Source organism: Periweissella fabaria, from assembly GCF_918814575.1.
In the GTDB taxonomy this organism is placed as follows: domain Bacteria; phylum Bacillota; class Bacilli; order Lactobacillales; family Lactobacillaceae; genus Periweissella; species Periweissella fabaria.
The window spans coordinates 393,678-414,408 of sequence record NZ_CAKKNS010000001.1 but is presented as its reverse complement, the minus strand read 5'-3'; the positions used below and the strand labels follow the sequence as shown (position 1 = coordinate 414,408).

Sequence of the window (20,731 nt, the reverse complement as noted above, 5' to 3'; positions counted from 1 at the left end):
TTGTATTAAATAAATAAATTTTACAAATCATACATTGCATTTTACACTATAGAATGTAAGTTAGTTAGAAAGAGGGTTTAATTAAATGAAAATTAAACGCACAATGGTTTTAGGCATTATTGTTACGCTTATATTATCGGTTGTTTCCAAGTTTTTGGCGACTTTTTTGCCTCAATTGGGGGCGGAATCAATTGCGATGATTTTAGGAATTATTCTTGGAAATACCGTGTTTACCAATAAGCGGTTTGCGCCGGGGATGAAATGGGCGGAAAAATATCCCATTGAAATTGGTATCGCACTACTCGGTTTAACCGTGACTTTTAAGACAATTGAAAATTTAGGGATTAACGGAATTGCATTTATTTTAATTCAAATGTTTTTAACAATTGCGGTTGTTTTATTTATGGGGGGCCGGTTGTTTAAAGTTTCCAAAGAATCTGCGATGCTAATGGGAGCTGGTAATGCGGTATGTGGCTCAAGTGCAATTGCTGCGGTAGCGCCGGTAATTGGGGCTGATGATGATCAACGCCGGACATCAGTTGCAACGGTTAGTTTGACAGGGGTATTATTGTTACTTGTTTTACCATTACTCGGACCACATTTAGTTGGCCATAGTAACGTGTTACTCGGAGCGCTGGTTGGTGGAACTGTCCAATCAGTCGGTCAAGTTGTAGGGACAGCGGCTTTGATTAACCCAACAGTTGTGACGTATGCAACTATTTTTAAAATGTTGCGGATCATTATGTTGACAGTCATTGTTCTTGTTTTTGCCCGGATGGCACAAAAAAAGCAAGCGACTGGAGATAATCAAGTTGCAAAAGTTAAAAAGGTTAATGTGCCTTGGTTTATTATCGCCTTTGTTATTTTCTTATTACTAAATAGTTTCTTGCCATTACCACATGTTCTAACTGGTAGTGCTAAAGAAATTGCGAGTTTCTTTGGTATTGTGAATTTGGCCGGAATTGGTTTGAATTTAAAATTCAAGACAATCAAAGATTCCGGAGTCCGTTTCTTAAGTTACGGTTTCGTTACTGGGGTCTTCCAAGTCGTCTTGGCAGTGATCTTAATTAAGGTCTTATTTTAATACATTATTTCTATATTAAAGGAAGTTTCCATGGTGGAAACTTCCTTTTTTGCGTACTGTATTAAAAATTAGAACCGAGGGAAATTTAATAATGGAAGTCCGTGATTTTTTATTACAGTTAAGTTTGACCCCAGGATTAACCCAAAAGCATTTAACCGTGCTAGTAACGTGGTTAGAAGAACATCCCCAAGCAGTATTACCGCTATCATGGTTGGCTATTTGCCAATTACTTAGTTTGACACCCCAGCAAGCTGAGCGTGGTAAAGCAACTTATGGTAGTCCCCGCCAATATCAGCAGATGGAGTGCCAATATCCATTTATAGCAATTTGTGATGCTAATTATCCGATGCTATTGAAGGAGATATACCAACCCCCAGTTATTTTATATTACGATAGTGATTTACGAGCGTTGCAACTGCCACTTGTAGCCCTTGTTGGTGCCCGTAAAGTCAGTACTTACGGTCAGCAAGTATTAAAGCCGTTAATTAGACCATTACAGACCGCTGGGATTGGCATTGTGAGTGGCTTAGCACTCGGCGTTGATTATTTGGTGCACCAACAATGTATCGAGCAACGGGCCGTCCCGATTGGGGTGATCGGCACGAGTCTGGATATTGCTTATCCAAAAAGTTCAACTACTTTACAGCAGCAAGTTGCACAAACTGGGATTGTCTTAAGTGAGTACCCGGTTGGCACGGGACCGCGAAAACATCATTTTCCCGCTCGTAATCGAATTATTGCTGGGTTATGCCAGACAACGGTCGTGATTGAAGCTGCTGAAAATTCTGGAAGTTTAATTACGGCAAACTTAGCATTACAAGAAAATCGGAACGTCTTAGCGGTTCCAGGACCGATTAATGCGGTAATGTCAGTTGGCTGTAACCAATTAATCGCCATTGGGGCTGGTTGCGTCTTACGTGGTGAGGATATTTTAAGCGAAATGCGTCTAAATAATATATAAACGACCTAATTATTTTTAAATAAGTACGGATTATTTTTGACATTTTTTAGTTTTCTGTGTTATCGTGCTAAATGACCAAATTATTTACAAAGTCGAAATATAAAATAAATACTAGGAGCATTCATGGCGACTACGACTAAAGCAAAGACTGCAACCAAAGCTAGTGACAAACCAGCGACTAAAGCAGCTACAAAAGCAAAAACAACTAAAAAAACTGTTAAACGTAAAAAGAACTTGGTAATTGTGGAATCACCATCAAAGGCCAAGACCATTGAAAAATATCTCGGTAGCACCTATAAAGTAGTGGCGTCACTTGGCCACGTCCGTGATTTACCAAAGTCACAAATGGGGGTTGATACCGAAAATAACTTTGAACCTAAATACATTTCTATCCGTGGTAAAGGGGATGTTATTAAAGGTCTCCGTAAAGAAGCTAAGGCCGCTAAACAAGTCTTTCTCGCAAGTGACCCGGACCGTGAAGGTGAAGCAATTGCCTGGCACTTAAGTTATTTATTAGGCTTAAACCCAGAAGATAAAAATCGCGTAGTCTTTAATGAAATTACTAAAGATGCTGTTAAAGATGCTTTTAAAACGCCACGTGCTATCAATATGGACTTAGTTGATGCCCAACAAGCTCGGCGGGTCCTTGACCGGTTGGTAGGTTACTCAATTTCACCAGTTCTTTGGAAAAAAGTTAAAAAAGGCCTATCGGCAGGACGTGTTCAATCAATTGCGTTGGATTTAATTATTAAACGTGAACGAGAAATTGAAGCATTTGAACCTGAAGAATATTGGTCATTGGACAGTGAATTTAAGAAAAACCGAACTAAGTTTAAAGCAACATTTTATGGTTTGAATGGTAAAAAAACCGCGGTGCCCAATAACGACGCTGTGCAAGCAATTCTAAAGCAACTTGATCAACAAGGTGATTTTGATATTCTTGATGTCCTTAAAAAAGAACGTAAACGGCAGCCACAACCACCATTTACCACTTCAACGATGCAACAAATCGCCAATACCCAGTTGAACTTCCGCACTCGAAAGACAATGATGGCAGCCCAACAATTGTATGAAGGAATTAACTTAGGTGGTAAAGAAGGTACGGTTGGGTTGATTACGTACATGCGTACTGATTCAACGCGGATTTCTGCAACGGCTAAAGCGGAGGCTGCACAATTTATTCACGATACATACGGTGAAGAATATGCAGCAACCCATCCCCGGGCGGTTAAATTACAAGAAGGGGCCCAAGATGCCCACGAAGGGATTCGACCAACCTCTGTTTTACGGACGCCTGACTCAGTTAAAGACAAGTTAACGAATGATCAATTCAAATTATATTCATTGATTTGGTCACGTTTTGTGGCGAGTCAAATGACACCTGAAATTTTAGACACGATGACTGTCACGATTGCCCAAAATGGGGTTACATTCCGCGCCAATGGTTCTAAGACGAAATTTGCAGGATTTACAAAGGCGTATGCTTCCGCCAAAGAAAAAGACAATGTCTTACCGGACTTAGAAGTCGGTGATACGGTTCAATTGAGTAAAATTGATCCGGCCCAACACTTTACCCAACCACCTGCACGTTTTTCAGAAGCGGCTTTAATTAAAGCGCTTGAAGAAAATGGTGTTGGACGGCCATCAACATATGCACCAACTTTGGATACAATTCAAAAACGGAATTATGTTAAGTTGGAAGCTCGCCGGTTTGAACCAACTGAATTGGGGATGATTGTGGAAGATGTTATTAAGGATTTCTTCCCAGATATCATTGACATTAAATTCACGGCCAATATTGAAGACCAACTTGATAATGTTGAAGTCGGTAAAGAGCAATGGGTTAAAGTAATTAGTGATTTCTTTGGACCTTTTGAAGAAGAAGTCCATAAAGCAGAAGAAAATCTTGAAAAAATCACCATGAAAGATGAAATGGCTGGTTTTGATTGTGATATTTGTGGCGCGCCAATGGTTGTTAAGTTGGGACGTTATGGTAAGTTCTATGCTTGTTCACGGTTCCCTGATTGTCGGAATACTAAAGCCGTCGTTAAAGAAATCGGGATGGCTTGTCCTGTATGTCATGAAGGGCAAGTAATTGAGCGTAAATCACGGCGTAATCGATTATTCTATGGTTGTTCACGTTACCCAGAGTGTGAATTCACATCATGGGATAAACCGTTAACCCGTAATTGTCCAAATGATGGCCATTTCTTAGTCGAAAAAAAGGTTAAGGGTGGTAAACAAGTTATTTGTCCAAATGGTGACTACGAAGAAGACGTCCAAAAATAAGGACCTTTATTTTAAAGCGGTTATCCAAAATAAAACCGATGAGCTTTTGCTCATCGGTTTTTTGTTAGTGTTCGGTTTTGATAATAGTTGAACCATCATAGTTAATCAAATCAGGATAATCAGCGGCTTGGGTATAACTGGTATAGCCATTGACAGGATCATTTAAGAAAATTTCAAAGTCCCGATAATTCTCAACCGTGTATTTTTGGGCGACTGTGAACAATTTGAGATCATCAATAACCTGCCAAGGCCAGTCAGCTAAAACCCCGTGGGCAATAGCTAAGTATAATCTTAGTGAACTAACCCGATACTTAAATGTATGATCAGGTGTTTGAATTTCAAGGTAAGTCGCATACGTATCTAATAATGTCCCAACGTTTAGGTCATCTCCCTGGGTCAAAGCACTACCAAAGGTATGTAGGATACCAACACGTAATGTAATATGATTAGCATCAAGAGCGAGGCTGTTTGTTGTTTGGTTAGTGACACGATAAAAAGTTAATTTGTCTGGGGTGATAGAAACATGGGGTAAAGGAATATCTAATCCTTTGGTGATAATTCCCAGTGTTAATGAAGTGATGGTTTGGTCAATCACGTAATGAGGCTTGGAACCAATCCGCTTTTGAGCATTAGCTGGATAAAAACTACCAGCTAAATCAACGGTAACTTTGATACTTTTTTCAAATCGGGGCATACGGCACGTCTCCTTAATAGTAAAATATAATCGTAATAGTATTATTGGCTAATTATAACACCTGATGTAAGCGGATACACATTCAAAAGGTTGCTTTTTTACGGTATACGAACAAGTGTTCTGGTGATGAAAAAACAGCATTTACGCTAATAATGATTAGTATTTAAAGCTACTAAGGCACTTTTATTGAAGTTGCCACGACTCTGTTATAATAATGCTAAACAGACTAAGGAGAGAACGATGGATATATTTTTGATGATAACCATGATTATGGTTACCGGGTTAATTGCCAATGTCATTGGCCGGCTAATGACAGCTATTCCACTGGCATTTATTGAGATTGCTGCGGGGATGCTACTAAGCATTATTCCGCCGCTAGCTCATTTTCAAATGGAACCTGAGCTATTTTTATTAATTATTATTGCCCCATTGCTATTTAACGATAGTCAAAATACTAAGTTAAGTGAATTAGTTAAACAGACGAAGTCAACTTTTGCCGTGGCTGTAATCTTGGCAGTGATGACTATTGTGATTATTGGCTTTGTGCTTAATTGGCAATTTAGTGTCTTTACCTTGCCATTAGCGATTGCCTTAAGTGCAATTGTGACGCCAACGGATGCGGTAGCAGTAAAATCTGTTACGATATCCCGGCAAGTACCTAGTAATGTCATGCAAACTTTGGAATTTGAATCCTTGTTTAATGATGCATCTGGAATTGTGATTTTTGATATTGCGCTAACCGTGTTAGCCACAAATCAGTTTTCATTTGGCGCTGGTTTGTTGAACTTTGGCTATGTCTTTTTTGGGGGCTTACTTGTTGGCTTGATTGCTGGTTGGTTAGTATTATGGTTACGCTTTAGCTTGTTATCCCATAATCTTGGTGAAGCAACGTTATTAGTGCCACTTAGTATTTTGACGCCATTTGCAGTGTACTTGATGGCTGAACATATTGGTGTATCAGGGATTTTGGCGGTAGTGGCAACAGGAATGCTTCACGCCTATCAACAGACCCGTTTACGCCTGACTTCAACCCGCTTGCAAGTGGTTAACAAAGAAGTCTGGAATATCCTGAGCGATACGCTTAATGGGTTTGTATTTGTAATTTTAGGCTTATTACTCCCCAATGTGGTGATTTCGATGACAAAGAGTTCGCCAGCTTTAATCCCATTATGTTTATTCATTGCGATTTTAATTTATGGCATGATGTTATTTGTCCGTTTTATGTTTGTTCGGATGAATCTTTCTGGCCATAACTGGCACGGCCGTGAATCATGGTTATTTAGTCTTGGTGGTGTTCATGGTACGATGACTTTGGCGATGGCTTTTTCATTACCTTTAACCTTAGGAAAAGAGGCCTTTCCATTTCGCACGGAAATAATTTTTATCGCCGCCGCCGTGATTGTAATTAGCTTGTTAGTGCCAACATTAGCCTTTCCACTAGTATTACCAGCTAAAGCAGTGGCGTTTACTCCCGAACAATTAAAGCAAACGCGGGCTAGTATGATTAATTATGCCTTAGATCGTTTAAGTGATGAAGATTATGATAGCCGGATTCAAACGATAGTTCGCGATAACTTGCGTTCCCAAAATGGGTTCTTTACAGGAGAGCAAAAAGAATTGCTAAGGTTGATTGAGGGGATGAATGAAGCCAATGCGGATGCGATTGATGCAGCCGTTCAAACCGGTATTTTACCGCCTGATGCTAATAAAATTACTAAGCGGTTATTAGTGAAATATAAGCACGGTCATTTATTCCACGGATTATGGGCACTGGCGCAAAGAACATGGTTTACTAAACGCCAAATCAAACGAATTGAAAACATACCGGACTTTGCTAAGCGGGTTGCAGAAATTAAAGCTCAGCATCATGAATTGTTAGATCAAGTAAAGGCCGTCTTAACGGATTCAACGAATACTTTTTTAGAATCGCAAAAGACAAGTGAAAATCACGAAGAAATTGCGATGGTTCATCACATCTTTATTCGTCGTTGGAGTCAATTTGCGCAACGGACAATTACAGATGACATGCAAACCGAATTAAACGATGCATATGTCCGTGTGTTCCAATTTGAATATCAATATTTACAAGACCAATTGACTAGTAATAAAATTTCACAAGGCCTAGCCAAAGAGTTATCCGAACAAGTATCAAGTTCAGAATTAGTCCAATTTGAGGCTGGATTATTAGATGGAGAGGCTTAAACATGGAAGCAACAACGGTTATCGCACCAGTTAATGGAGTCATTAAATTAAGTCAAGAATCAACTGACAGTCTTTTTAGTAGCAATATGCTTGGTCAAGGAGTCGTGATGTGGCCTGAGGGCATGCAAATTGTGAGCCCACTAGCGGGGACTTATTATCAACAAAATGATCATAATATTCAAATTCAAACAGAATATGGTCGTTGGTTACTCCATATTGGTTTGAATTTTGCTGGTATAGCAACGCCACCAGTTAAATATACCTTTACGGATGGGGATGTCTTAGCAGCGAATGTACCAATTGCAACCGTTGATTGGCAACAAGTAGCAGCCGCTAAGTTGGATGTCGTCCAAGAAGTGGCACTGTTGAATTTGGATCAACAAGCAATAATTAGCGAATTTGTTCCAGGAAATTATCAAACAGGTGGTATAATAGGGAAATTGAATTTAAAAGGAGCGTATGAAGAATAACTAATGGACTTAAAAGCAATTAGCGATTTACTAGTACAATTTGATGCTAGTACTTTGATGGAACTACGGTTAGATGACGCTGAAAGTCATTTATATTTTAGTAAACAGACAAATTCGATTTCATCCGATACGTCAGGCCAACTTGATACGGCAAGTCCGGTGCCAGATTCGCAAGCAACCGTAGCTGTGGAGAAGGTTGATAAGGTGACAAATGAAGAAGTAATCATTGCGCCAATTGTGGGTACGGTATATTTACAACCGGCACCTGATAAACCTATGTTTAAACAAGTTGGTGAACATGTTAATGTTGGTGAAACCGTTGCATTGATTGAAGCGATGAAAATGATGACTGATATTAAGAGTTCGGTCGCAGGAACCATAACAAGTGTGAATGTTATGCCTGAACAAACTGTTGAATATGGCCAAGTGCTATATACAGTTACGTTAGATTAAAACCTAGGGAGGAAAATAATGAGCGGTAATGATACTTTTACTGGTATTGTGATGTATCGTAAGAATTATCGTGAAGCGGATGTCTTAGCCAAAGTATTAACACGCGAGGCGGGCAAGCGGATGTTTTTTCTAAAAAATGGTAAACGGCCTAGTTATGCCCTAGCAAGTGAAACGTTACCTTATACGTATGCTGTCTATGAAGGACGCTTGAATCCGACGGGACTTTCATTTTTAAATACGGCTAAGCAAGCAACCCATTTTCGGCTCCTGAATGAAGACATTGAAGTTAATGCGTATGCGACGTATATTTTGAGTTTATTAGATGCTGCTTTTGAAGACCGAGTGATCATTACTGGTTGGTTTGATCAATTATTAGCGGCATTTGCGAAGTTAAATGATCATTTTGACCCTCAGGTTATTAGTCAGATAATTGCTTTAAAATTATTACCAGATTTTGGGGTGCCGTTGCAGTTACACGGTTGCGTTATGTGTGGAGAAATGACCGATACGATGGATTTTTCTGATAAGTATCATGGCTTACTATGTAGTCGTCATTTTGATACTGACCGCCATCGGTTAAATATGACGCCTAAAGGCTTGTATTACTTACGATTATTTAGTTTTATTGATATTACACAAGTTAACTCCATTAAGTTACGTGAAGAGACTAAAGCAGAATTACAACGCGTGATTGATTTAATTTATGATAATACCGTAGGGGTTCATGTACGGGCACGAGGCTTTATTGAACAGATGGATACATGGCAGCAAGCATTAATTGCTAGTCGTAAGCCTAAAATGATTTCGGATGAACCTAAATAACCAGCTAAAACACCACCTCTTTGCTAAGAACTAATTTTAGTTTGAAGCATAGGGGTGTTTTTTATAGTTATTTGCAAATCAAGGTCAGTAGTTAGCAGATTGTTTTTGGTTTTTAGTTTACATAATAATAATTCTGTAAATTGATTGTGTAATGCAACATGCCTACAAAATAAATTATTTTAAAATTGTCAACCCCTTGACAAAAAATAATAGACAAATTCAAGTGGTGTTGCTATAATAATTATCGGAGTTGAAAATTGAGTAAGTCGTGTCCATTTTTGGGCACGACTTTTAATGGCTTTAAAAAGAAAGTGGTGATGATTAGTGGCTACACGCATACCAGAAGAAGTTATTAATCAGGTTAGAACATCGGTCAATATTACAGATGTTGTTAGTGAATACGTCCAACTTCATAAACAAGGTCGCAACTTATTTGGTAAGTGTCCTTGGCATGATGAACGAACACCATCGTTTTCAGTTAATGAGCAAAAGCAAATTTTCCATTGCTTCTCATGTGGCCGTGGTGGGAACGTTTTTCAATTCTTAACCGAAATGAAGAATCTGTCATTTCCTGAAGCGGTCCTTGAAGTCGCTAAGATTGCCCATATTGATATTGATCAAAAGTATCTCGAAACAGCCAATTCTAATAAGCCGGTTAATGAACATGCTGCTTTATATGATTTGTATACTGAAGCCGCCAAGCTCTATCATCACATGTTGATGAATACGAGTGCCGGACAAGAAGCGTTGGATTACTTACATCAACGGGGATTAGACGATGATACTTTGAATCTATTCCATTTGGGATATGCTCCAAAGGAATCATTGCTATTACCATTTTTCCAAGAACGTGGTGTTGATTATCAGCTATTACGTCAAAGTGAATTATTTGTGGAAAATGAGGATGGGTCATTAAGGGATCGATTTGTTAATCGGGTATTGTTTACGATTCGCAATAGTAGTGGTCAAGTAATTGCTTTTTCAGGACGATCATTAGCACATGATGAACAAGCTAAGTATATTAATTCACCTGAAAGCGTGTTATTTAATAAGAGTCAGGAATTATTTAACTTTGACTTAGCGAAGAACCCTATTAAACGTAGCAAAGATGTTATTTTGTTTGAAGGGTTTATGGACGTCATTGCTGCGTTTTCAGCGGGAGTTCAAAATGGTGTCGCTTCTATGGGAACATCATTGACGGTTGAGCAAGTCCAAAAAATAAGTCGGCTTGCTGACCAAGTGTTAATTGCCTATGATGGGGATGCTGCCGGACAAGCAGCAACTAAACGTGCAATTGAATTAATTAGCCAAGTTGCCCCAGCATTGAAGATTAAAATCATCAATCTACCTGATGGGTTAGATCCAGATGAATATCTCCGTAAGTTTGGCGCGCAAGAATTTACTAATGCATTGTCACATGGCTTAGAAACCCCGATTACTTTTGCAATGCGGTATTTAAAGCAAGGGCGTAACTTAGCAAATGAAGCAGAAAAGCTCGGTTACCTAGATGAAGTTTTAAAAATTCTGGCAACCGTTGATAATGCACTAGAACGTGACTTACAAGTTAACCAATTAGCGCAAGAATTTAATGTTGGTGCAACTAGTTTACATGAACAGTTAAACCACTTAAGACAGCAATTACCACAAGCACATCATCAAGGTGCGTCGACATACAGTAAGGAACGTAGTAACAGTCAACGTTCATGGCAACAACAATCAGCGTCGCCAGAACCGCAATTAAAGGTTCGTAGTCGTACCGAACGCGCTGAACGGACATTGTTAATGTGGATGCTCCATGATTGGCATGTCTGGCAAGAAGTTACAGCGGTCAGTGATTTTCACTTTACCAAGTTAGAGTACGAAACATTATTCTTGTTGGCACAAGGATACTGGAGTACTCATCAACAATATGATTTAGGGTTATTCCTAGATTACTTAAACGATAATAATTTAGCACGAGTACTAACTGATTTAGAGAATGATATTATGATTTCACAACCATCATTACCAGCGGTTAAGCAACTCGTTGATCAGATAATGCATTTAACGCCATTAGTTGATCAAATTAAGCATAAATTGCAACAAATTAGTGATGCACAGCAATTAGGTAATAATGAACTACTAGTAACGTTAACCAATGAGTATATTGCATTACTTCGGCAACAACACGCACAGTAACAGAAACCAATAAGGGGGCCCAAATGGCTGAGAAAAAAGAATTTGACCAAAAAGCATTCGATACTGATGTAAAAACTTTGATTAAGGAATACAAGGCAACTAAAGAAATTAACTATGATACATTAGAAAATCAAGTTGCTAAAAAGCACCAACTTAACGCAGAACAGTTAGATGTTTTGATTGAAAAGGTTGAAGATGCTGGTATTTCAATTGTTGATGAAAACGGTAATCCTTCAGAACACGTGTTGAAAAAAGCGAAAAACACGCCTACTAAGAAGGAATTAGCAGCTGCTGATACTGCTCCAGGATCAATTAAAATCAATGACCCAGTTCGGATGTACTTGAAAGAAATCGGTCGGGTTTCATTGCTTACAGGGGATGAAGAAGTTGCGCTTGCTTTACGAATTGAACAAGGGGATGAAATCGCTAAGCAAGAACTTGCCGAAGCTAACTTACGATTGGTTGTTTCGATTGCTAAGCGGTATGTTGGTCGGGGGATGCAATTCCTTGATTTGATTCAAGAAGGTAACATGGGACTTATGAAGGCCGTTGAAAAATTTGATTACCGGAAAGGATTCAAATTTTCAACTTATGCAACATGGTGGATTCGGCAAGCGATTACCCGTGCAATTGCTGACCAAGCTCGGACAATTCGGATTCCAGTTCACATGGTTGAAACGATTAACAAGTTGATCCGGATTCAACGTCAATTACTTCAAGATTTAGGTCGCGAACCTACACCAGAAGAAATTGGGGCTGAAATGGATATGCCAACTGAAAAGGTTCGTGAAATCTTAAAGATTGCTCAAGAACCAGTTTCATTGGAAACACCAATTGGGGAAGAGGATGATTCACATCTTGGGGACTTCATCGAAGATCAAGATGCTACTTCACCAGCGGATTCAGCTGCTTACCAAATGTTAAAAGAACAACTTGAAAATGTGCTTGATACATTGACTGATCGTGAAGAAAACGTATTACGATTACGTTTTGGTCTTGAAGATGGTCGGACACGGACGTTGGAAGAAGTTGGTAAAGTCTTTGGAGTTACTCGTGAACGGATTCGTCAAATCGAAGCCAAAGCTTTACGGAAGTTACGCCATCCTTCACGTTCTAAACAATTGAAGGACTTCATGGATTAATCAAATATCATTAAATAATCCGGTAGATTCGCCTGAGTCTATCGGGTTTTTGCTTGTGAGTTTCGCTAATTGTGAAGCTTAAAACAGGTGGATATTTACCTCTGCCGTAAAAAAGTGTAAGCTAATTTAGTAAAAGACATTTAAATTAGGTGTGTTCGCTTGTCTGTTACGAATAAATAAAATAAAATTAAAAAGATTAATTAAATGAAAGAGGGAATCTAAATGGCTCAAAAACCTGAATACTCAGAAGATTCCATTACCGTCCTTGAGGGCCTCGAAGCAGTTCGTAAGCGCCCTGGGATGTATATTGGTTCGACGGACGGACGTGGATTACACCACTTAGTCTATGAAATTGTTGATAATGCAGTCGATGAAGCGTTAGCAGGCTATGGTGACATAATTGATGTAACAATCCATGCTGATAATTCAATTACAGTTGTCGATCATGGCCGTGGGATGCCAGTTGGAATGCATGCTTCTGGTAAACCAACACCAGAAGTTATCTTAACAGTGCTACATGCTGGTGGGAAATTTGGACAAGGTGGTTATAAGACTTCCGGTGGGCTACACGGGGTTGGTTCATCTGTTGTTAATGCCCTTAGTGAATCTTTAACCGTCACAATCGTGCGTGATGGCCAAAAGTTCCAAGAAGACTTTATTAATGGTGGTGTCCCAGTAGGTACTCTTGAAAATTTAGGTAAAACTAAGGAACATACTGGAACGACGTTAACCTTTAAACCAGATCCTAAGATTTTTTCAACGACGGTTTACAACTTTAATACGTTAGCCGAACGTTTACGTGAATCGGCATTCTTATTGAAAAATATCAAAATTACGTTAACTGATGAACGTAATAACCAAGAGCGGCATGAAGAATTCTTCTATCAAGATGGAATTAAAGAGTTTGTTTCATACTTGAATGAAGATAAAGAAGTTCTTGGCGATGTGATGTATTTTGACGGCGTTAGTCAAAATGTGGAAGTTGAAGTTGCTGCCCAATATAACGATGGTTATACTGAGACGACGTTATCATTTGTTAATAACGTGCGGACGCCCGATGGTGGGACCCATGAAGTCGGTTTCCGTTCTGCTTGGACCAAGGCTTTTAATGATTACGCTCGTAAAATTGGGTTACTTAAAGAAAAAGATAAAAACCTCGAAGGTTCCGATGTTCGTGAAGGATTAGCAACGGTTATTTCTTTACGTGTGCCAGAAGAGATTTTGCAATTTGAAGGTCAAACAAAAGATAAACTTGGAACACCGGAAGCCCGTTCAATTGTTGATACGGTTGTTAGTGAGCAATTGAGTTTTTATTTAATGGAAAATGGTGAATTCGGGCAATCATTAATTCGGAAAGCCTTAAAGGCTCGTGAAGCGCGGGAAGCAGCTCGGAAAGCGCGTGACGAAAGTCGTAGTGGTAAGAAACGTGGGAAGCAAGAACGGTTACTTTCAGGTAAATTAACACCAGCCCAATCTAAAAATGCTGCTAAAAATGAATTATTCTTAGTCGAAGGAGATTCAGCCGGTGGTTCTGCTAAACAAGGCCGCGATCGTAAATTCCAAGCAATATTACCATTACGTGGGAAGGTCTTGAACACGGAAAAAGCTAAATTAGCTGATATTTTGAAAAATGAAGAAATATCAACGATGATTTACACCATTGGGGCTTCAGTCGGAGCGGATTTTAATATTGATGATGCTAATTACAGTAAGATTATTATTATGACCGATGCCGATGATGATGGGGCGCATATTCAAACCCTATTATTAACGTTCTTCTACAAATATATGCGGCCAATGATTGAAGCGGGACGGGTGTATATTGCATTACCACCGCTTTATAAGTTAGCTAAGGGCACTGGTAAGTCACAAAAAATTGATTATGCCTGGACGAATGAACAGTTAGCTCAAAAAGAAGCTACTTTTGGTCGTGGTTATGCCTTGCAACGTTTTAAGGGGCTTGGTGAAATGAATGCCGATCAATTATGGGAAACAACAATGGACCCAGAAACTCGGACATTGATTCGCGTTAAGATTGATGATGCTATGCTAGCTGAAAAACGTGTGACTACTTTGATGGGTGATAAAGTTGAACCCCGCCGAAAGTGGATTGAAGAAAATGTTGCCTTTAACTTATCTGAAGGTGACTCAATTCTTGATACAACGCAAACATTAAATGAAACTGACCAAATCACAGAACCAACAGAAGTTGAACTTGATTTAGGTGATAACGAGCCAATGATTACTAGTTGGCAAGACTAACGAAAAAATGAACGACTAACAAAAGGAGAATTCAATGGCTGACAATATTCAAGAATTAGCCTTAGAAGATGTGATTGGTGACCGGTTTGCCCGGTACTCAAAATACATCATCCAAGAACGGGCGTTGCCAGATATTCGGGATGGTTTAAAGCCCGTACAACGCCGGATTTTGTATGCTATGAATAAAGATGGTAATACTTTTGATAAGGCTTATCGTAAATCAGCCAAATCGGTTGGTAACGTAATGGGTAACTACCACCCCCATGGTGATTCTTCAATTTATGAAGCAATGGTCCGGATGTCACAAGACTGGAAGTTACGCGAACCATTGATTGAAATGCATGGTAATAACGGTTCCATTGATGCTGATCCAGCGGCTGCGATGCGGTATACCGAAGCTCGTTTGAGTAAAATTGCGGGTGAGTTACTGCGTGATTTAGATAAAGAAACCGTTGAAATGGTTTTAAACTTTGATGATACCGAATACGAACCAACAGTCTTACCGGCACATTTCCCTAATTTACTGGTTAATGGAGCCACTGGGATTTCAGCTGGTTATGCCACTGATATTCCACCACATAATTTACGTGAAGTGATCGATGCCTTAGTTTATTTATTAGCGCATCCCAATGCTAAACTAGAAGATATGATGGAATTTGTAAAAGGCCCAGATTTCCCAACTGGTGGGATTATCCAAGGAATCGATGGCATTAAGAAGGCTTACGAGACTGGTAAAGGCCGCATTGTTTTGCGTTCACGCACTAAAATTTCAACAATTCGAGGTGGTAAGCAACAAATTGAAGTTACTGAAATTCCTTATGAAGTTAATAAAGCGCAATTAGTTAAGAAAATGGATGAAATTCGCCTCAACAAAGATGTTGCCGGAATTTCAGAAGTTCGTGATGAATCCGATCGTCAAGGATTATCCATTGTGATTGAATTGAATAAAGATGCGAATGCTGATGGAATCTTAGCCTACTTATTTAAGAAAACCGATTTACAAATCACGTATAATTTCAATATGGTGGCCATTAATAACCAACGTCCAGAACGAGTGGGGTTGTTGACGGCATTACAAGCATACTTAGATTTCCAAAAAGAAATTATTACTAAGCGAACACGCTTTGATTTAGCGAAAGCACAAAAACGGCAACATGTTGTTGAAGGATTAATCAAAATGATTTCGATTCTTGATGAAGTTGTGGCTACAATTCGTGAAAGTCAAAATCGTAAAAATGCTAAAGAAAACATCATGGCTAAGTTTGGTTTTACTGATATCCAAGCAGAAGCGATTGTAACATTGCAACTGTATTGTTTGACTAATACCGATGTAACGCAATTAGAAGCGGAAGCTAAAGAATTAGCGGCCACAATTGCTGAATACGAATTAATTTTGGCGGATGCTAAGGAATTAAATAAAGTCCTACGTAAAGAACTCAAGGCAATTGCTAAAGAATTTGGTAGTGATCGTAAAGCTGAGATTGAAGATCAAGTTGAAGAACTAAAGATTGATCAAACGGTGATGATTGCTGATGAAGATGTCATGTTATTAGTATCCCGGTCAGGATATGTTAAGCGTTCATCAGTCCGTTCATTTAATGCTAGTGATGTAACTGAAAACGGGTTACGTGAGGACGATCAACCAATCTTCCTTGAAAAGGTCAATACCTTGTCACATGTCTTTATTTTTACGAATAAAGGGAATTTGATTTATCGGCCGGTGCATGAAATTAGTGATGTTAAGTGGAAAGATACCGGTGAACACGTTTCACAAACGATTAATGGTTTGGATTCTGATGAAGAGATGTTATCAGTGATGATTTTTGATTCGCTAGAAACAGCCGGTAATTTTGTTTTAACTACGTCTGATGGTTGGATTAAGCAGACGGCATTTGTTGATTTAACACCTAGTCGAACATATCGCAAGCGTGCTGCGGTCGCAATGAAATTAAAAGATCCCACTGCAAAAATTGTTGCCATTAATTTCGTACCAACAGCGACAACTGGGGTCCAAGTATGCTTACTTTCAACGGTTGGATATGCTGTTCAATACGATTTAGCAGAAGTATCTGTGACAGGTGCCCGTACCGCAGGGGTCCGAGCAATGGACTTACGCGATGATGAAACAATTGCTAGTGCCTTAATTGTGCAGCCAACTGATGAAATTGGGATTATAACCCAACGAGGGGCCTTCAAGCGAATGGCCGTCAGCGATATTGCAGTTACTAGTCGTGCCCGTCGTGGAAGTATGATTTTACGCGAACTTAAAGCACAACCACATGAAATTGTAGCAGCATGTATCATTAATGATCCCTTGGCTGCTTTGGAGGTAGTTACGAGTCGTCATTTGATCCATGATATTATCCCTAGTAACTATCCCGTTAGTTCTGGGTACTCAAACGGGACATTTGTAATTGATGTTGATGTTGAAGGCCGACCAGTCCAGATGATAACTAAAATTTTAGCGATGGTTAACAATTAATTCCTTGAATAAAGGGAAAATGTTTAAGAAATTATTAATGTGATTTTTTATTAGTTATTTGTAGCTTCTCTTATAAATTTAAGGTTAAAACACTTGCTATTAACTTATAGTATGGGTATCATATATAATATAATAACTATAAGACAGGAGTGTGGAACTATGAAAACTACCCAAGAAAACATTTTTTCATCAAAGACATTGTCATACTTTTTACAATTGTCAGAAACGATGAACTATACACAAGCATCACAAATTTTGGGCATTACGCAACCAGCTTTAACACAACAAATTAAGAAATTGGAACGGACAGTGGGCGCACCATTGTTTTATTCAATTGGTAAAAAATTACGGATGACCGATGCCGGTTTAACAATGCTTAATGCAACTCAAGAGATTTATGAATTACTTAACCGGGCAACTGATGAAATTCAACAATCAACGTCAGCAACTCAAGGTGAAATTACAATTGGGATGCTTTCTTCAATCGAAGACCGAGTTGTTGAAGACTTTATCATGAACTACTATAAAGATAATCCAGATGTTCGAGTGACTTTCTTTACACTTAGTCGTAAGGAAATTTGGGAACGGCTTGAAAACAACCGGATTGATTTGGCGATTATGTACTTACCAGATGAATCAATTAAAAACTGGAAGCCATACCAAGCTAAGAGTATTATGACCGAAGATTTACTTTTCGTTCACAGTAATCCAGAATTGGCTAAGCTTGAAAAAATTCGCCTAAAGGATACTTTAGATGAAAACTGGGTAACTTATCCAGAAAGCTATTACATTGACCAAACAATTCGCGAAATTTACAAAAACCACTTACTTGATTTACCTAAATCAGTAGCGCGTTTCTCAACTCCAAATCAAATTTTACGCTTTGCTAAGCAAACTGCTTCACACACGGCGTTACCAAAGTCATTTATTACTAGTCACCAAGAAAACTTAGGTGGCAAGACTTTTGCAATGCCATTTGAACCAAGTGTTAAATTTGATTTGTCATTTGTTTACCGTACTGATAAGAGTGAAATTCCCCGAATTGCTAACTTCTTAACAGCGTTTGATGAATACTTAAACGCACATTGTTACGAAGACCGTTTGGAAATGCTCCAACACGTCGATGACTAATTAAAACTTGAAGAGAGGTCCACATACTATGATAGTGTGCGGAACCTCTCTTTTGTATAAAAGGAGATTTATATGGAACCATTGTGTGCATGTCCACAAATTACAACACTGAATGTTGAAGCTGATATGGGAGCTGAACCATTATGGTGTGCTGTCTGCGGTGATAATCTTGATCCGTATGATTTTCCGTTTAGCAGTGATTTACAAGCTGAATTAACAATATGGGCGAATGACTTTGGTAGCTGGGTCGATTGGGAGACTGAACAATTAATACCAGGTGCACAATTTACCGAAGTTGCGCATAATCAAGCTGGGCGAATGTTAACAACTAAAGTTCAAGAAACCTTAGGAAGTAATTACCAAGTTAAATTTATCCCTTCAATGATGTATCAAGCAAACGATTGAAGTGCTTAATATTTGTTACTTTTTAGCCGTTTTTTTGTTGGAGTAATGCGTAAAATTGGCTATAATAGTAATAACAGATTAATAATTTAATAATTGAAGGAGTCAATTATGACAAAGAAACTTGTTTTCGGACATTCAAACCCAGATACTGATGCGATTGTAGCTGCAATTGCATACTCACACTTGTTAAACCAACTTGGTGAAGAAACTGAAGCCGTTGCTTTAGGAACACCAAATGAAGAAACTCAATTTGCATTACGCCACTTTGATTTTTCAGCACCACGTGTGATTACCGCTGCGAAGCCAGAAGTTGAAGCAGTCGTATTGGTTGACCACAATGAAAGCCAACAATCAGTTAGTGATTTAGCTGATGTGGAAATTACTAACATTGTTGATCACCACAAGTTTGCTTTGGAAACAGCTGCTCCATTGTTTATTCGTGCCGAAGCACTTGGTGCAACTTCATCAATTCTTTTGAAGATGTACAATGAAAACAAAGTTGAAATTCCAGCCCAAATTGCTGGTTTGATGCTTTCAGCAATTATTTCTGACACATTGCTCTTAAAGTCACCAACTACAACTGAATTTGACAAGATTGCTGTTAAGACATTAGCTGAAATTGCCGACGTTGACTTTGAATCATATGGTCTTGAAATGTTAAAAGCAGGTACTAACTTATCAACTAAGACAGAACTTGAACTCCTTGAAGGTGACGCTAAGTCATTTGAAATGGGGGGTAAGACAGTGCGTATTGGTCAAGTTAACACTGTTGACATTGCTGAAGTTTTTGAACGCCAAGCAGCCTTGGAAGAAGTTATGACAGCTGAAAATGCTAAGAATGGTTACGATTTATTCTTGTTTGTTGTTACTAACATTTTAACTTCTGATTCAGAATTATTAGTTGTTGGTGAACCAACTGCCCCAGTTGAAGCAGCCTTTAACGGTACATTAGCAAATAACCGCTTAGCTTTACCAGGCGTTGTGTCACGTAAAAAGCAAGTTGTGCCACCATTGACAGCTGCATTTTAATTAATATGTAAGTTTATGCAGGTAGCAGTTAAACGCTACGCTGCAAAATGGACTTGTGGCATAATTGAATTTTAGTAGTAATTTACTATCAAAATACTGCTAGAAGTTCAATATATGTAAAAGGTCGGGAAAAATTTATTTTTCCTGGCCTTTTTTCGCGTATGTTTTGTTAATTCTTTAAATTGTTACATAAGCTTTTTGAAAAGAAAATGATAAAGTAATTAGCCGATTTATAATAAGGTTGAGTTTATCAAATGATGAAATTTTAATATAATCCATTGACAACTTCTTAAAATTAGCCTAACATTGTAAGCGGTTACAAAGTAATTAAACAAGGGGGGAACGTTAATGACTGACGTTAAAAAACTATTTGACCTAACCAACCAAATAGCGTTGATTACTGGGGGAGCATCAGGATTAGGGTATTATTACACACAAGCTTTAGTTGAAGCGGGGGCGGATGTGTGTATTGTGAGCCGAAGTACTGATGGCTGGGAGACAACTCGCGCATATGTCGAAAGTCATGGTCATCGAGTTGAATTTATGCAACAAGATATTACAGTAGTGGGGGCTGCTGCTAAGATTATTGATCATTGTATTAACGTATTTGGGCGACTTGATATTCTCGTTAATAATGCTGGTATTCAAATTAGGAATAACTTATTAGATTTTGCGGATGCGGATTGGTTGAAAGTAATTGATACTAATTTAAATGCATTATACTTCTTAGCTCACGAAGCCGCTAGGGTCATGATTCCACAACATTCTGGGAAAATTATCAATATTGGTTCAATGCAATCTTTTCGAGCCGGAAAGTTCATTTATCCATACGCAGCTAGTAAACATGGAGTAATTGGTTTAACCAAAGCTTACGCAGATGGTTTAGCACCCGAAGGTATTCAAGTTAATGTTTTAGCACCGGGGTATATTAATACTGAAATGACTAAACCATTACAAGCTGACGTCAGCCGAAATGCAGAAATTTTGGCCCATATTCCAGCTGGTCATTGGGCTGATCCATCAGAGCTTAAAGGCACCATTGTGTTTCTAGCCAGCGCTGCGTCAAACTATATTTCAGGGGCGACGATTCCAGTTGATGGTGGATATTTATTACGTTAACTAGGTTA

General features: G+C 38.7%; 16 protein-coding genes. 15 read left to right on the top strand and 1 reads right to left on the bottom strand.

The features are described from left to right. Window positions 1-85 precede the first annotated feature (85 nt). The 3 genes from LQZ75_RS02055 to topA all read left to right on the top strand — a co-directional run bounded on the left by LQZ75_RS02055 (window position 86) and on the right by topA (window position 4,334). Window positions 86-1,084: a YeiH family protein gene (locus LQZ75_RS02055; protein WP_230096183.1), complete on the top strand. Its 999-nt coding sequence runs from the start codon at window positions 86-88 to the stop codon at window positions 1,082-1,084. A gap of 91 nt (window positions 1,085-1,175) precedes the next feature. Continuing rightward, window positions 1,176-2,045 carry a DNA-processing protein DprA gene (dprA, locus tag LQZ75_RS02050; protein WP_230096182.1) on the top strand — a complete coding sequence of 290 codons (870 nt, stop codon included), beginning with the start codon at window positions 1,176-1,178 and terminating at the stop codon, window positions 2,043-2,045. A gap of 123 nt (window positions 2,046-2,168) precedes the next feature. Beyond that, window positions 2,169-4,334, top strand: coding sequence for a type I DNA topoisomerase (gene topA / locus LQZ75_RS02045; protein ID WP_230096181.1), 2,166 nt, complete (start codon window positions 2,169-2,171; stop codon window positions 4,332-4,334). Between the two features lie 64 nt (window positions 4,335-4,398). Here the strand turns inward: topA and LQZ75_RS02040 are convergent, their stop codons facing one another. Beyond that, window positions 4,399-5,028, bottom strand: a complete 630-nt coding sequence (locus tag LQZ75_RS02040) for a hypothetical protein (RefSeq protein WP_230096180.1) — start codon at window positions 5,026-5,028, stop codon at window positions 4,399-4,401. 240 nt (window positions 5,029-5,268) lie between these two features. Here LQZ75_RS02040 and LQZ75_RS02035 point away from each other — a divergent pair, with 240 nt between their 5' ends. The 12 genes from LQZ75_RS02035 to LQZ75_RS01980 all read left to right on the top strand — a co-directional run bounded on the left by LQZ75_RS02035 (window position 5,269) and on the right by LQZ75_RS01980 (window position 20,723). Further along, a complete protein-coding gene (locus LQZ75_RS02035) occupies window positions 5,269-7,230 on the top strand; it encodes a cation:proton antiporter (protein ID WP_230096179.1) in 1,962 nt (653 codons plus the stop codon). Window positions 7,231-7,232: 2 nt separating this feature from the next. Further along, window positions 7,233-7,700 (top strand): PTS glucose transporter subunit IIA, encoded by a 468-nt coding sequence (locus LQZ75_RS02030; protein WP_230096178.1) that lies wholly within the window; start codon window positions 7,233-7,235, stop codon window positions 7,698-7,700. A 3-nt stretch (window positions 7,701-7,703) separates the two neighbouring features. Next, window positions 7,704-8,153, top strand: a complete 450-nt coding sequence (locus tag LQZ75_RS02025; protein ID WP_230096177.1) for an acetyl-CoA carboxylase biotin carboxyl carrier protein — start codon at window positions 7,704-7,706, stop codon at window positions 8,151-8,153. An 18-nt stretch (window positions 8,154-8,171) separates the two neighbouring features. Beyond that, window positions 8,172-8,975: a DNA repair protein RecO gene (gene recO, locus LQZ75_RS02020; RefSeq protein WP_230096176.1), complete on the top strand. Its 804-nt coding sequence runs from the start codon at window positions 8,172-8,174 to the stop codon at window positions 8,973-8,975. Between the two features lie 324 nt (window positions 8,976-9,299). Continuing rightward, window positions 9,300-11,153: a DNA primase gene (gene dnaG / locus LQZ75_RS02015; protein WP_230096175.1), complete on the top strand. Its 1,854-nt coding sequence runs from the start codon at window positions 9,300-9,302 to the stop codon at window positions 11,151-11,153. 23 nt (window positions 11,154-11,176) lie between these two features. Then, window positions 11,177-12,295, top strand: a complete 1,119-nt coding sequence (rpoD, locus tag LQZ75_RS02010; protein WP_230096174.1) for an RNA polymerase sigma factor RpoD — start codon at window positions 11,177-11,179, stop codon at window positions 12,293-12,295. A 222-nt stretch (window positions 12,296-12,517) separates the two neighbouring features. Continuing rightward, window positions 12,518-14,557 (top strand): DNA topoisomerase IV subunit B, encoded by a 2,040-nt coding sequence (gene parE / locus LQZ75_RS02005; RefSeq protein WP_230096173.1) that lies wholly within the window; start codon window positions 12,518-12,520, stop codon window positions 14,555-14,557. 34 nt (window positions 14,558-14,591) lie between these two features. After that, window positions 14,592-17,039 (top strand): DNA topoisomerase IV subunit A, encoded by a 2,448-nt coding sequence (gene parC, locus LQZ75_RS02000; protein ID WP_230096172.1) that lies wholly within the window; start codon window positions 14,592-14,594, stop codon window positions 17,037-17,039. Window positions 17,040-17,198: 159 nt separating this feature from the next. Next, window positions 17,199-18,170: a LysR family transcriptional regulator gene (locus LQZ75_RS01995; RefSeq protein WP_230096171.1), complete on the top strand. Its 972-nt coding sequence runs from the start codon at window positions 17,199-17,201 to the stop codon at window positions 18,168-18,170. A 72-nt stretch (window positions 18,171-18,242) separates the two neighbouring features. Then, on the top strand, window positions 18,243-18,575 hold the full coding sequence (locus LQZ75_RS01990; RefSeq protein WP_230096170.1) for an immunity protein CdiI family protein: 333 nt from the start codon (window positions 18,243-18,245) through the stop codon (window positions 18,573-18,575). A 108-nt stretch (window positions 18,576-18,683) separates the two neighbouring features. Then, window positions 18,684-19,604, top strand: a complete 921-nt coding sequence (locus LQZ75_RS01985) for a manganese-dependent inorganic pyrophosphatase (RefSeq protein WP_230096169.1) — start codon at window positions 18,684-18,686, stop codon at window positions 19,602-19,604. Window positions 19,605-19,952: 348 nt separating this feature from the next. Next, entirely contained in the window at window positions 19,953-20,723 is a 771-nt protein-coding gene (locus LQZ75_RS01980) for an SDR family oxidoreductase (RefSeq protein WP_230096168.1), read from the top strand. Window positions 20,724-20,731 lie beyond the last annotated feature (8 nt).